This window comes from Aldersonia kunmingensis (assembly GCF_001646865.1).
In the GTDB taxonomy this organism is placed as follows: Bacteria; Actinomycetota; Actinomycetes; order Mycobacteriales; family Mycobacteriaceae; genus Aldersonia; species Aldersonia kunmingensis.
The window spans coordinates 17,858-31,491 of record NZ_LRRB01000314.1 but is presented as its reverse complement, the minus strand read 5'-3'; the positions used below and the strand labels follow the sequence as shown (position 1 = coordinate 31,491).

General features: G+C 68.1%; 13 protein-coding genes. 4 read left to right on the top strand and 9 right to left on the bottom strand.

Features of this window, described 5'->3' with window-relative positions:
* Window positions 1–4: 4 nt before the first annotated feature.
* The 9 genes from panC to ftsH all read right to left on the bottom strand — a co-directional run bounded on the left by panC (window position 5) and on the right by ftsH (window position 8,557).
* Complete coding sequence (panC, locus tag A8G08_RS24975) at window positions 5–976, bottom strand: pantoate--beta-alanine ligase (protein WP_068280333.1); 972 nt, start codon at window positions 974–976, stop codon at window positions 5–7.
* Entirely contained in the window at window positions 973–1,896 is a 924-nt protein-coding gene (locus A8G08_RS24970; RefSeq protein WP_068280330.1) for a Rossmann-like and DUF2520 domain-containing protein, read from the bottom strand. The genes panC and A8G08_RS24970 overlap by 4 nt, the downstream gene beginning before the upstream one ends.
* A 189-nt stretch (window positions 1,897–2,085) precedes the next feature.
* Window positions 2,086–2,928: a DUF6779 domain-containing protein gene (locus A8G08_RS24965; protein ID WP_068280327.1), complete on the bottom strand. Its 843-nt coding sequence runs from the start codon at window positions 2,926–2,928 to the stop codon at window positions 2,086–2,088.
* 120 nt (window positions 2,929–3,048) lie between these two features.
* Window positions 3,049–3,516: a DUF3180 domain-containing protein gene (locus A8G08_RS24960; protein WP_084436860.1), complete on the bottom strand. Its 468-nt coding sequence runs from the start codon at window positions 3,514–3,516 to the stop codon at window positions 3,049–3,051.
* An 8-nt stretch (window positions 3,517–3,524) separates the two neighbouring features.
* Window positions 3,525–4,028, bottom strand: a complete 504-nt coding sequence (folK, locus tag A8G08_RS24955) for a 2-amino-4-hydroxy-6-hydroxymethyldihydropteridine diphosphokinase (protein ID WP_068280320.1) — start codon at window positions 4,026–4,028, stop codon at window positions 3,525–3,527.
* Entirely contained in the window at window positions 4,025–4,417 is a 393-nt protein-coding gene (gene folB / locus A8G08_RS24950) for a dihydroneopterin aldolase (protein WP_068280317.1), read from the bottom strand. The genes folK and folB overlap by 4 nt, the downstream gene beginning before the upstream one ends.
* Window positions 4,414–5,259 carry a dihydropteroate synthase gene (folP, locus tag A8G08_RS24945; RefSeq protein WP_068280314.1) on the bottom strand — a complete coding sequence of 282 codons (846 nt, stop codon included), beginning with the start codon at window positions 5,257–5,259 and terminating at the stop codon, window positions 4,414–4,416. Before folP ends, folB begins: the two co-directional genes overlap by 4 nt.
* A 41-nt stretch (window positions 5,260–5,300) precedes the next feature.
* Window positions 5,301–5,999: a GTP cyclohydrolase I FolE gene (gene folE / locus A8G08_RS24940; protein ID WP_084436859.1), complete on the bottom strand. Its 699-nt coding sequence runs from the start codon at window positions 5,997–5,999 to the stop codon at window positions 5,301–5,303.
* 101 nt (window positions 6,000–6,100) lie between these two features.
* Window positions 6,101–8,557 (bottom strand): ATP-dependent zinc metalloprotease FtsH, encoded by a 2,457-nt coding sequence (ftsH, locus tag A8G08_RS24935; RefSeq protein ID WP_068280311.1) that lies wholly within the window; start codon window positions 8,555–8,557, stop codon window positions 6,101–6,103.
* Window positions 8,558–8,832: 275 nt separating this feature from the next.
* Between ftsH and A8G08_RS24930 the strand changes: the two genes are divergently transcribed.
* The 4 genes from A8G08_RS24930 (at window position 8,833) to A8G08_RS24915 (ending at window position 13,616) form a co-directional block, all read left to right on the top strand.
* The gene (locus tag A8G08_RS24930) at window positions 8,833–10,731 is read left to right on the top strand and encodes a serine/threonine-protein kinase (RefSeq protein WP_157108793.1); all 1,899 of its coding nucleotides are present in this window, start codon (window positions 8,833–8,835) and stop codon (window positions 10,729–10,731) included.
* A gap of 28 nt (window positions 10,732–10,759) precedes the next feature.
* Window positions 10,760–11,083: a DUF2277 domain-containing protein gene (locus A8G08_RS24925; RefSeq protein WP_068280308.1), complete on the top strand. Its 324-nt coding sequence runs from the start codon at window positions 10,760–10,762 to the stop codon at window positions 11,081–11,083.
* A 116-nt stretch (window positions 11,084–11,199) separates the two neighbouring features.
* Complete coding sequence (locus A8G08_RS24920; RefSeq protein ID WP_068280305.1) at window positions 11,200–12,747, top strand: aldehyde dehydrogenase family protein; 1,548 nt, start codon at window positions 11,200–11,202, stop codon at window positions 12,745–12,747.
* A complete protein-coding gene (locus tag A8G08_RS24915) occupies window positions 12,744–13,616 on the top strand; it encodes an SDR family oxidoreductase (RefSeq protein ID WP_245672994.1) in 873 nt (290 codons plus the stop codon). Before A8G08_RS24920 ends, A8G08_RS24915 begins: the two co-directional genes overlap by 4 nt.
* The last annotated feature ends 18 nt before the right edge of the window (window positions 13,617–13,634 follow it).

Genomic DNA, 13,634 nt, shown 5'->3' with positions numbered 1-13,634 from the left:
TTCCCTATCGGCCGTTCGCGGCGGCCGGGTCTGCCTGGGTCAGCGGCCGCTCGGTGGCCGCGTCGTTCACACCTGGATGGTCGTTGAAAGCATTGCCGCCGATCGCAATCGGCATGTTGTCTATCAGCCGGGTGTTGCCGACACGAGCCGCGATGAGCAGCCGTGCGGCACCCTGCTCGGGTGCGGGGCCCAGATCGGGCGACCGCAGTTCCAGGTAGTCCAGTTCGATTCCCGTTGCGGCGGAAAGCACCTCGTTCGCCGCTTCGAGTACCGCGTCGCGCCCGAACGGTCCGGCATGCACACCGGCAACGAGCACCGAGGGCAGCGCCAGCGCCGCTTCGCGCTGCTTGGGGTCGAGGTAGCGGTTACGCGAGGACAGGGCCAGCCCGTCGGACTCCCGCACGGTGGGGATGCCGACGATCTTCGTGTCGATGTTCAGGTCCCGCACCATCTGCCGGACGAGAACCAGCTGCTGGTAATCCTTTTCGCCGAAGTACGCCTCGCGTGCCCGCGCGATCATCAGGAGCTTGGCAACGACGGTCAGCATGCCGGCGAAATGGGTTGGGCGGCTCGCGCCTTCGAGCTCCGCGCCGGCGGGACCGGGATGCACGGTGGTGCGCGGACCATCGGGGTACATATCGGCCGCGCTCGGGGCGAACACGATCTCCACGCCCTCGCCGCGCAGCAACTCGACGTCGGCGTCCAGGGTGCGCGGGTACGCGTCGAGATCCTCGCCGGCACCGAACTGCAGCGGGTTCACGAAGATCGAGACGATGACAACGGCATTGGAGCGCTTCGCGGCACGGACCAGCTTCAGGTGACCCTCGTGCAGCGCGCCCATGGTCGGTACGAACGTGACCTTGCGGCCGACAGTCCGCAGCGCGTTCGACACCGCGGTTACCACCGCCGGATCGTGGTGAACGGTCAGTTCGCCGGGGGTGAAGCTGCCACGCAGCGCGAGATTCGGTGAGGTCATCGTTGCTCCAACAATTCAATCAGTTCGGACCGGCCGCCCATGAGCTGCGCGGTCCGCAGGGAAAGTGCCCGATAGCCGGCCGCAAGGCTGGGATCGAGCGAGTCCAGTTCTGCCAGGTGCGCGGCCACGGCAGGGGCGTCGCCGCGGGCGACCGGCCCGGTCAGCGCGGCCGTCCCACGCCGCAGCGCGTTGTCCAGCGCCGCAGACAGCAGCGGTGCGATCACGCGTTCGGCGATCCCGCCGGGCTGCTCGTCCACGATCGGCTGACCCAGCAGTTCCTGCCCGGCCAACGCCTCGCGCAGCGCGGCAACCGCGTCGACGACGAGCGTGACCATGTGGTTGCTGCCGTGCGCGAGCGCGGCGTGGTAGAGCGTGCGATTGGCCTCGAGCACCTGGACCGGCTCCCCGCCGATCTCGATGACGAGCGACTGCGCGATCGCGTAGCCGATCTCATCGGCAGCGGTGATACCGAAGCAAGCGTTGGAAAGCCGCAGGGTGTCCTCGTCGTGACCGGTGAAGGTCATCGCGGGGTGAATGGCGAGCGGCGTGGCGCCGTGTTCGGTGAGCGGCGCGAGCACGCCGATGCCATTGGCGCCGGAGGTGTGGGCGACGAGCGTTCCCGGGCGCACGGCGCCGGTGGAGGCCAGGCCGCTGACCAGGCCTGCGAGCTGCGCATCGGGCACCGCGAGAATCAAGAGTTCACTGCGAGCCGCGACCTCGTGCACCGGCAGGATCTGCGCGTCGGGCAGCCGCGTGTGGGCACGGTGAATGCTGGCATCGGAGATGGCGGAAACACCGAACACGACGTGTCCGGCTCGTTCCAGAGCTGCCCCGATGGCGGTTCCCACTCGTCCCGCCGAAACGATTCCTACCGTCAAGCGTGCGGGCGCGGGGTCATCAGTGATCCCGGGTGAGGTCACCAGTTTCCTCTCGTATTCCGTTCCAGTCCCGCAAAGCGTGCGGGTACCAGACGTACCAATCGAGGATATCGGTGGGCGCCGCCGAAGGGCTACGCCCCAGGCAGTGATATATCGCTCACTTCTGCCTGTTCTGCGTGGCCTGAGCCGCAGCTGGAGCCGTTTTGCTGCCCCGCCGCGGGCGGTGCGGCGCTACTCGTTGTCGTGATCGACGGCAGACTTCTCAGCGGCCAAATTCGCCATGATCTGCGCGACGGACAGCCCCGTGGTGCCAGTTCCGAGATCGTCGTTGTCGACCGCGCGCCGACGGCGCCGGGAAACGGGCACCTCCGGCAACGTGGGCTCGTCGTGTTCGTCCGCAGCGGCCGCAACGTCTGTGCTCGAACCAGCGCTCCACGCGGACCAGGCGCGCTCCTCTTCGACCTCGTAGAACTCGATCGCCGCCACCTCCGCCGTGACCGGCGCGTCCGCGGGCGACGCGAACCGGGGCGCTTCGGCCTCATGCACGCCGTATACCGGGGTTTGCGGCGCCGGCGCGTCGTCTGAATGCCGGGTGGGCGAGTCCGACACCGTCAACTCGGCGATCCGCTCAGCCCGCAGCGCGACCCGCTCCGCAGGCAGGTCACCGTCGAACAGGAATTCCAGGTTGCGGCGCAGCGCAGCGAGTTCTTCACGCAGCGCGGCCAGTTCCTCGGCTTCGGCGCTCACCTCGCGACGCAGCTTGGTCTCCACGCCGAGCTCGTATTCACGCCGCGCCGAGACCTCGCGCTCGAGCTGCAGGCGGTAGACCGTTTGCAGGTCCTCAGCCTTGGATTTGTCCAGAGCGGACTCGCGCCGGTAGCGGGTCATCGCGAAGACCGCGATGACGGCGGCCCAGACAGCAGCCATCAAACCAAGCCGAAGCAATTCGACGCTGTCGCTGAACACCAGGAAACCGGTGGCGACCAGACCAAGCAGAATCAGGGCCCCCGGAAGCAACTGCGAGCGACCACGTCGACTGCGCCGCGCACTACCGGTACGAGCCGAGGAAGTCATGGCGACCAGGGTAGCTGTTGCCCTCCGGGTGAACGGGGTACGACCAGCCACATCACAGGGCTACCGGCGAGGTTTGCCACAGCGCGCGGGAACACGTTCTACCGCGCCTTATGCGGATTGCTACTGCGGCGCTTGGTCTGTCGGATCTTGAGGGGCGCGGCAGCAGTGCTCGAGCCAGAGCGCGGCAGCTGCGAGCGCTATACCGCCGATCATTCCGACGATTGCTCCCGGGGTGTCCTGCACCGCCGCGCTCAAAATGGCCCGTTGCGGCAGAACGTGCAGCAGGAAGCCCAGCCAGATGCCGGCTGCCGCGGCTCCGAGCAGTGCCGAGGCCTTCGCCAGTGCCAGCGCCCGCGCGGCCGCGATCGGGTGCAGCTCTTGCGGGCCGTCGCCGACCCGATGATCGGAGATCCTGGCCCGGATCAGAAAGGCCGCCACAACCTCGACGAGGGCAACGGGATACAACGAGGCACCCGCGTAGAACGGGATCGGCGGCAGCTCTCCGTAGAAGACGCGGACCAGGATCCACGACGCCAGCGTCGCAATAACGAAGAGCCCCAACAGGTCGCGCACCCTAGTGGGCTTCAGCTCCCCGGTCACGCGCGCAGCGCCAGGTCCGTCGGGTGCACCCCGTCACGCTCGGCAGGGTCGAGGCCGGCGAGCAGATCGCGCACCGCCGTCCGGGTTCCCGCCACCTCGAGCGTCGCGTCCGGGTCCACGTCGAGCCACGGCACCAGTACGAAAGCCCGCTCATGGGCGCGCGGATGCGGCAGCGTCAACGTGGCATCGGTGCGGACCTCGGTGTCACAGGTGATCACGTCCACATCGAGCGTCCGCGGGCCCCAACGCACCTCGCGCGTCCGGTCGGCGGCAGCCTCCAGGCGCTGGCCGAGATGCAGCCAGTCCATGCAGTCGAGACCGGGATCCGTCGCGATCACGATCGCGTTGAGAAAGTCCTGCTGCTCGACGCCGCCCCACGGCGCGGTGCGGTAGACGCCGGACACGGCGACCACCCGGGAGCCGAGTCCGTCGACCGCCGATTGCAGATGCACGAGTGGGTCACCGAGATTCGATCCGATCGATAGCACCGCTCGCGTCATCGCGCGGTCCCCGCACCACCACTCGCGCGGTCCCGGGTGCGGTACGCGGTCACGGCGACATCGGCGAACGTGTGCGGAATCGGCGCCGACGGCTTGTGCACGGTCACCTCGACGGCATTCACGCGCTCATCGCGTAGTGCACCGTCGGCGATTTCGGCCGCCACGGTCTCGATGAGGTTGCGCGGCGGTCCGGCCACAATGGCGACCGCGGCGTCGGCGAGCGCGCCATAGTCGAATGTGTCGGCCAGGTCGTCCGAGCGCGCAGCACGGGCGAGGTCGAGCCACAGCGTGATATCGACCAGGAAATCCTGCCCATCGCGGCGCTCGTGCTCGAAGACGCCGTGCCGACCGCGTACCCGCAGGCCGCGCAGTTCGATCCGATCGCTCACTCGGCCCGTCCCTCCTTTGCGACATTCTCCGTGGTTACTGCGGCACTTCCGCGCCGCCACGCGCTGGCGACGGCGACCGCGTCGAGCGACGAGCGCACATCGTGTACGCGCACGCCCCACGCGCCCTGCGCCGCGGCGAGTGCGGACACCGCGGCCGTGGCGACCTCGCGGCCATCGGGCGGGCGCGGTCCGTCCGGGTCGGCGAGCAGGGTGCCGAGGAACCGCTTGCGTGACGCGCCCACCAGCACCGGGAGACCCAGGCCGACCAGCTCCGGTAGCGCCTGCAGAAGCGCCCAGTTGTGTTCGGCCGTCTTCGCGAAGCCAAGACCGGGATCGATCGCGAGGAGAGAGTGATCGACGCCTGCCGCGACGGCGGCGTCGACGCAGGCGAGCAGCTCGGTGCGTACATCGGCCACGACATCGTCGTATTGGGCCGCGTCGCTTCGGTGCGCGAAATCGGCGGCGGAGCGCCAGTGCATCAGGATCCACGGCACGCGTGCGTCGGCGACAACCTTGGCCATATCGGGATCGGCCCGGCCTCCGGAGACATCGTTCACGATCGCGGCACCTGCGTCGATCGCGGCTGCCGCAACGGACGCGCGCATGGTGTCCACGCTGACCTTGATCCCGGCAGCGGCGAGATCGGCGATGACCGGCGCGATCCGGCCCGCCTCGATCTCGGGATCCACCCGGGTCGCGCCCGGACGAGTGGACTCACCGCCCACGTCGATGATGTCTGCGCCCATGGCATGCAGCGCGAGGCCATGCTCGACCGCCGCGTTGTGCTGTAGGTACCGGCCTCCGTCGGAGAACGAGTCGGCGGTGACGTTCAGAACGCCCATCACCACGCAGGAGCGCCCACCTCCGGGCACCGGGAGTGAGCTCACCTGCGCAGAATCAGATCCAGCGCCTCGGCACGGGAGACGGCGCTCGACTGGAACAGACCACGCACCGCCGAGGTTGTGGTGCTCGCCCCGGGCTTGCGAATGCCGCGCATCGCCATGCACAGATGCTCGGCCTCGACGACGACGATCGCGCCGCGCGGATCCAGCTTGCGGACGATCGCATCGGCGATCTGGCTGGTCAGCCGCTCCTGCACCTGCGGGCGCTTGGCATAGAGATCGACCAGCCGCGCGAGCTTGGACAGCCCGGTGACCCGCCCGGTCTTGCCGGGGATGTAGCCGACGTGCGCCACGCCATGGAAGGACACCAGGTGGTGTTCGCACGTGGAGTACAGCGGAATATCGCGAACCAGGACGAGCTCCTGATGCCCCTCGTCGAAGGTCGTGTTGAGAACCGTGTCCGGCTCGGTGTACAGACCGGCGAAGACCTCGCGGTACGAGCGAGCGACACGGGCGGGCGTATCGAGCAGGCCGGGCCGGTCGGGATCCTCGCCGACGGCGAGGAGGAGCTCACGCACCGCTGCCTCGGCCCGTGCCTGATCGAACGGGCGGCCGGTCTCGAGTGCTACGAGGTGCTCGGGCTTCGGGGTCGCGGAATCCGGGTCCGGATCGAACTGACCTTCTCCGGAGCGACCCGATTCCGGAGCGGCCTGGTGACCGTTGACCTGTTCGACCGCCACTGCGAGCACCTCCACGTGTTCCTGACGGTGATTGCCCTGTCTGTGGACACCGTCCGTTCTAGTGGGCACAGCTTAGTGTGCTGCCCCGACCGGTCAGAACGTCAGTTCCTGCCGTTCGAGCCGCGCCACCAGCTCGAGTCCGCTGAGTCAGGCTTCCCGTTGTTCTCACCATCGGAATCGGCGTGGCCGTTCTGCTGCTCGCCGGAACCGGTCCGCTGGCCGTGCTGAGGCTGGCCCCACTGCGGGCCGCCGGCAGGCTGCCCCCAGTCGCCGCGCGGCGCTTGCTGATCCCAGTCACCCCGCGGAGCGGGCTGATCCCATTGCGCACGCTGCTCGGGTTCCCATGCGGGGCGCTGGTTCGCCGGCTCGTCCCACTGCCGCTGCTCACGCGACCCGCCAACCGAATCGGCCGGGGGCCAACCGGGCGCGGACCATCCCGCCGGGGCGCCGTAGTCCGGGCGAGACCCCTGCGTGGCCCCGGGATGCGCCGGGTAGCTCGCCTGCCCGGGGTGCGTCTGGTAGCCCGCATGCGCGGGCTGCCCGGCCGGGGCCGGGTACCCGTGTGCGGGTGCAGGCTGCGATTCCGGCTGTGGCGGCGCAGGCTGGACGGCCTGCACCGGCGGCCACGGCTCGCCGCGCTCGAGCGCGAGCTCCCGCGGGGTCTTCACCGGCGGCTTGTCCGACGGCACTCGGTCACCGAAGTCGTTGAAGGCGGTGATCCGCGGACGCTTCTCGACCGCGGTGAAGATCGCCTCGAGATCCTTGCGGTGCAACGTTTCTCGCTCCAGCAGCGCGACGGCCAGCTCGTCGAGCACCTCGCGGTACTCGTTGAGGATCGCCCACGCCTCGGTGTGCGCGGCCTCGATGAGGTTGCGCACCTCCTCGTCGATCTCACGCGCGATCTCGTGGCTGTAGTCGGGCGCGGTGCCCATTGTGCGACCGAGGAACGGATCACCGTGGTCGGTGCCGTAGCGGACCGCACCAAGCTTCGCGCTCATGCCGTACTCGGTGACCATCGCACGCGCGATCTTGGTGGCCTGGTCGATGTCCGACGAAGCTCCGGTGGTGGGCTCGTGGAAGACGAGTTCTTCGGCCGCGCGACCACCCATCGCCATCACCAGTCGCGAGATCATCTCGGACCGGGTCATCAGGCCCTTGTCGTCCTCGGGAACCGTCATCGCGTGGCCGCCCGTGCGGCCGCGGGCGAGGATCGTCACCTTGTACACCGGCTCGATGTCCGGCATCGCCCACGCAGCCAGGGTGTGCCCGCCCTCGTGGTACGCGGTGATCTTCTTCTCGTGCTCGCTGATGATGCGGCTCTTGCGCCGCGGTCCACCGATGACGCGGTCGACCGACTCCTCGAGTGCCTCGCCGGTGATGACGGAGCCGTTCTCGCGCGCGGTCAGGAGCGCGGCCTCGTTGATGACGTTGGCCAGATCGGCGCCGGACATGCCGACGGTCCGCTTGGCCAGGCCCTCCATATCCGCCTCTGGCGAGATCGGCTTGCCCTGGCCATGCACCCGCAGGATCGCGCGACGGCCGGCCAGGTCGGGGCTGCCGACCGGGATCTGGCGGTCGAACCGGCCGGGACGCAGCAGGGCGGGGTCGAGAATGTCGGGGCGGTTGGTCGCGGCGATCAGAATGATGCCGGTCCGGTCACCGAAACCGTCCATCTCGACGAGCAACTGGTTGAGCGTCTGCTCGCGCTCGTCGTGACCGCCGCCGAGGCCGGCGCCGCGCTGACGGCCGACCGCGTCGATCTCGTCGACGAAAATGATGCAGGGGCTGTTCTGCTTGGCCTGCTCGAACAGGTCGCGAACGCGCGAGGCACCGACGCCGACGAACATCTCGACGAAGTCCGAACCGGAGATGGTGAAGAACGGGACTCCGGCCTCACCCGCGACGGCCCGCGCGAGCAGCGTCTTACCCGTTCCGGGCGGACCGTAGAGCAGCACGCCCTTGGGGATCTTCGCGCCGAGCGCCTGGTAGCGCGCCGGGTTCTGCAGGAAGTCCTTGATTTCGTAGAGCTCTTCGACTGCCTCGTCGGCGCCTGCCACATCAGCGAACGTGGTCTTGGGCATGTCCTTGGTGAGCTGCTTGGCCTTCGACTTACCGAAGCCCATCACGCCGCCGCGACCGCCGCCCTGCATCCGGCCCATGACGAAGATGAACAGGCCGAGCAGGATGACCATCGGCAGCACGAAGATCAACAACTGCGACAGCCAGTTCTCCTGGTTGACCTTGGTGTTGAACTTTGCGGCGCCGGAATCCTGGACCGCAGTGAAGATTTCGTCGGAGGCGGCAGCCGGGTACTTCGCGATGATCTCGGTCTCGCCGCCGGTCGCGTCGTTGGCTTCCTTCAGCGTCAGACGGACCTGCTGCTCGCGGTCGTCGATCTGCGCTTCGGTGACGTTCTTGTCTGCCAGCTGCGACAGCGCGACGGAGGTATCGACGCTGTGCCATCCGCGCGTGTTGTTGCCGAAATAGCTGAACGCGTAGATGACCAGCAGGATCCCAGCGACAATCGCCAGGTTGCGGAAGACAGTCTTGCGGTTCATACAGCGTCGGCCACGGTGGCCTGTCCTTTCAGTGTCCAGTCTCCACCGCCGTGCCGTGCGCGACGAAACGGCGAGGCAGCTCGCGGGCGCGCCTGGTCCGGCTCACGATGATGAGGAAACACCAGGCTACCGCGAACAACGTGGACCCACGAAGGTGCAGGCCCGAATGTGCAACGTCCCGCCCGCTAGCTGCGTTCCCGAAACCGCACGGTGGTGATCCAGGCAACTTTTGCCAGTTTCGTTAATAAACCGGCCGCGATCCGCCATTCCTCGGTATGGAGACCCTCGCGGACACCGGCACTGCACTCGCCGTGACTGCGCTCGGCACCGACGGTGCCGCGGCCACGGGCGCCGATGCCGCGCTCGGGGTCATCGACGCCGGCACCCGGATCGACGACTTCGATCTGTTGACGCTGCTGGGTCGCGGGGCCTTCGCCCGGGTTTTCCTGGCACGCCAGCGATCGATGCAGCGCCTCGTGGCCGTGAAGATCTCGCACAACCATGGCAACGAGCCGCAGACCCTGGCCCATCTCGACCACGATCACATCGTCCGCGTGTTCGACCAGCGGCTCATCGAGGACGATCGGCTCAAGCTTGTCTACATGCAGTACGTCCCGGGCGGGACGGTGCTCGGCGTACTGCGCCAGGTGCACAAAACGCCGCCGGAACTGCGGTCCGGGCAACTGCTGCTCGACGCGATCGACGCCGAACTCGCCGACCGCGGCGCGATCCGGCCGAGCGATTCCCGCATCCGCTCCGACATTGCCCGGATGAGCTGGCCTGAAGCGATCGCCTGGCTGGGCCGCAGGCTCGCTGACGCGCTCGACTACGCCGCCCGGCGCGGGGTGCTGCACCGCGATATCAAGCCGGCCAACGTGCTCCTGACCGCCGAGGGTTCGCCCAAGCTGGCCGATTTCAACATCAGCTTCGACGAGCACGTCCGCGATGCCCACCCGCTCCGCTACTTCGGCGGCTCGCTGGCCTATATGTCTCCCGAGCAGCTCGCCGCGGCGCACCCAGACCGGCTGGCCAGCGCGGCCGATCTCGATACCCGCTCGGATCTGTATGCGCTCGGGGTGATGCTGTGGGAGCTGCTGACCGGCCGTCGACCCTTCGAAACCACCGACGCCGACCTCGATCCGGGCACCGACGGACTGCCCGAGGCAATCGACCGCCAGCTCGAGATTCGCAGCCGCCCGATCGAGCGACGTTTCCTCGCCGACCTCCCGGCAGACTGCCCGGCCGCGCTGCGTCGGGTGCTGCTCAGTTGCCTGGCCCCCGATCCCGCTGACCGGCCGGAGCGGGGTCGCGAGCTGGCCGCGCAATTCGAGCTATGCCTCGACGAGCGGGCGCGCAACCTGGTCGACCCGCCAAAGAACAGTTGGCAGTACCGCCTCGCGCCGTGGACGCTGCTGATCACCACCATTGCCGGCCTGGTCGGCAACTTCGGTGCGGTGATGTACAACAAAAACCACAACGGGCGGCTGGTCGAACCGGCGCTGACAGCCCAACAGCACGCGAGCCTCGAAAAGCTCGGCCTGTTCTTCGACTGGCCGTTCTACCCGCTCTTGTTCGCCCTACTGCTTTATCTATGCCGTCGCGCAATTTGGATTCCGCGCGGACTTCGGCATGGCAAGCGCTACGACGCGGAGACGCTGGCCCGGGCTAGAACCGACACCCTGACGGTGGGTGACCGCGCCGCCCTGGTCGGCTTCACCGGCTGGGTGCTCGCGGGCATCTCGTTCGTCACCGGACTGCTGGTCGTCGGCGACCTGCCTGCCACCATGCTGCTGCACCTGCTGATGACGCTCGTGGTGTGCGGCGCGATCTCGGTCTCGTACCCGTTCTTCCTGACCACCTACTGGTACGTGCACTGCCAGTACCCGACGCTGCTGCGGCACGGCCGCGGCGATCTCACGGCCGAGGACGCGCAGCGCCTGCAGGCACTCGGCAAGCGCGCCACCGTCTACCTCGGCATCGCCGCAGCGGTGCCGATGATCGCCGTACTGACCGGTGTCAGCTTCCTGAACCCGGGTCAGCTGCCGCTGATCGTCGGCTCGATGCGCTGGCTGTGCATCTTCGCGGTCGCCGCCTTCGTCATTGCGTACTGGCTGTTCCGGAAGCTCGAGGACGATCTGCGGGCGTTGCAAAGGGTCGTCGCGACGGGTGTTTGATCTGCCCGAATCGACCTACCCTGGGCTCATGTGCCGAAACATCACCGCATTACGCGGGCTCGAGCCACCACCCACCGAAATGGAGATCGAGGCGGCCGCACTGCAATACGTCCGAAAGGTCGGCGGTATCTCGAGTATCTCGGCCGCGACCAGACCGGCCATTGAGGCCGCCGTCGCCGACATCGCTGCCGCGACCAAGCGACTCCTCGAGGACCTGCCGGAGCGACGCGTCCCGCCGAAGAACCTGCCGCCGCTGCGGCGCATTCACGGGCAGGACGGACACACGCACGACGACGGTGCCGGCCATACGCATACGCATACGCACCCGCACGGCGAGCACGCACACTCCTGATCGAGCGTTCGGTAGGGCGGCGCCCGACCCGTCCTAGACTGCACTTAGAGTGTGCAACGAATCACATCTCATTCCCTCGTCGGACGGGCCGTCGAGGGCCAGGCCAGGGAGGTCCGGTGACCACGACCAAAGCGCGACCCGAGCAGGAATCTGCCCAGGTGGAAGTGCGTAATCCCGCCGACGGAACGGTCGTCGGCTCGGTGCCGAACGAGACTGCGGAGGCAGTCGCCGCCAAGGTGACCGCGCTACGCGCCGCTCAGCCCGAATGGGAGGCCATCGGCCCCAAGGGCCGCGAAGTGTGGCTGCGCAAGTTCCAGAACTGGCTGTTCGATAACGCCGAGCACCTCGCCGACGTGCTGCAGTCCGAGACCGGCAAGCCGCGCGCCGATGCGTCGCTGGAAGCGCCGATGGCTGCCGACCTGATCGACTACTACGGCAAGAACGCGGCCAAGTTCCTCGCCGACGATTCGCCGAAGGCGCACGGCCCGCTCGGCCTGATGAAGCGGCTCACCACGGTCTTCCGGCCCTACCCCGTCGTCGGCGTGATCACGCCGTGGAACTTCCCGCTCGCGATGCCCGCGCTCGACGTGATTCCGGCTCTCGCGGCCGGCGCTGCCGTGCTGCTGAAGCCGTCCGAGGTCACCCCGCTCTCCGCCGCCGAGTTCGTCCGCGGCTGGTCCGAGATCGGCGCCCCGCCGGTGCTCGCGATCGCCACCGGCCTCGGCGCCACCGGCGCCGCCGTGGTGGACAACGTCGACTACGTGCAGTTCACCGGGTCCACCCGCACCGGTAAGGCGATCGCCAAGGCGTGCGCCGAGCGGCTGGTCCCCTACAGCCTCGAACTGGGCGGTAAGGACCCGGCGATCGTGCTCGCGGATGCCGACCTCGACCGCGCCGCGAACGGCATCGCCTACGGCGGCCTGTTCAATGCCGGCCAGGTGTGCATCTCTGTCGAGCGCGTCTACGTCGAGGCGCCGGTGTACGACGAGTTCGTCGAAAAGCTCACAAAGCAGGTCAGCTCGCTGCGTCAGGGCCAGGACGACCGCAGCTTCAAGTACGACGTCGGTGCGTTGGCCACACCCGGGCAGCGCGACATCGTGCAGCGGCACGTCGACGAGGCAATCGCGGCCGGCGCTCGGGCCACGACCGGTGGCAAGGCGACCGGTGTCGGCACGTTCTTCGAGCCCACCGTGCTTGTGGATGTGAACCACTCGATGTCGTGCATCTCCGAGGAGACCTTCGGTCCTACCCTGCCGGTGATGAAGGTCGCCGACGAGGCCGAGGCCATCCGCCTCGCGAACGACTCGGAGTACGGACTGTCCGCGACGGTCTGGACCGGGGACAAGGACCGCGGTGAGCGCGTCGCCCGCCAGCTCGATGCCGGTGCGGTCAACATCAACGACTTCGCGTCCAACCTGTTCAACTTCGCCCTCCCGATGGGCGGCTGGAAGGACTCCGGCGTCGGCGCCCGCTGGGGCGGCGCGAGCGGCATCCGCAAGTACTGCCGCCAGCAGGCAATCACCTCGCCGCGGATTCCGACGCAGCAGCGGGAGATCCTCTGGTTCCCGTACAAGAAGAGCAACGTCCGCATGGGTCTCGGCATGCTGCGGCTCGCCTCGGCCAAGGGCCTCCGTAACAAGCTGGGGCTCGGCGGGGGCAAGTGAGTACCGCCGGGGGGCGTGACCCGTTGAACGGGGCTGCCGCGGCAATCAGCGGCAAGGTTGTCGTCATCACCGGCGGTGCGCGTGGCATCGGCTTCGCGACCGCGACCGCGCTGACCAATCTCGGCGCGAACGTCGCGATCGGCGATATCGATGAAGCCAAGGTAAAAGAGGCCGGTGCCGATCTCGGGCTCGACCTGTACGACCGGCTCGACGTCACCGATCCCGGTTCGTTCGAGGCCTTCCTCGACCGAGTCGAACGCCAGCTCGGGCCGATCGATGTGCTGATCAACAACGCCGGAATCATGCCCGCCGGCAAGGTGATCGAGGAACCGGATGCGGTCACGCGCCGGATCCTCGACATCAACACCTACGGCGTGATCCTCGGTACCAAGCTCGCCGCGGCGCGCATGGTTCCGCGGAAGCGCGGGCACGTTATCAACATCTCGTCGCTGGCCGGCGAGTTGCCCACCCCGGGTCTGGCCACCTACTGCGCGAGCAAGGCGGCTGTGCTGGCATTCACCGATACGCTGCGCGCGGAGTATCACGGCTCGGGGGTGCAGTTCTCGACCGTGCTGCCGACCTTCACCAACACCGAGCTGACCTCGGGCACCGTGGGCCCCAAGGGTTTCCGCAACGCGGAGCCCGAGGAGATCGCGGCCGCGGTGGTGGCGCTGATCACCAAACCGCGTCGACGGGCGGCCGTCACCAAGGCCGCGGGCAGGATCGCGCGCAGCATGGACTTCATGCCGTCCCGGATGGTCGAGTACCTCGGCCGGAACAGCGGCATGGAGTCGGTGTTCCTCGACGGCGTCGACGTGAAAGCACGCAAGGCGTACGAGGATCGGGCGCGCGGTATCGAGGCCGAGTAGGCGAAAACGTAAGTCGGA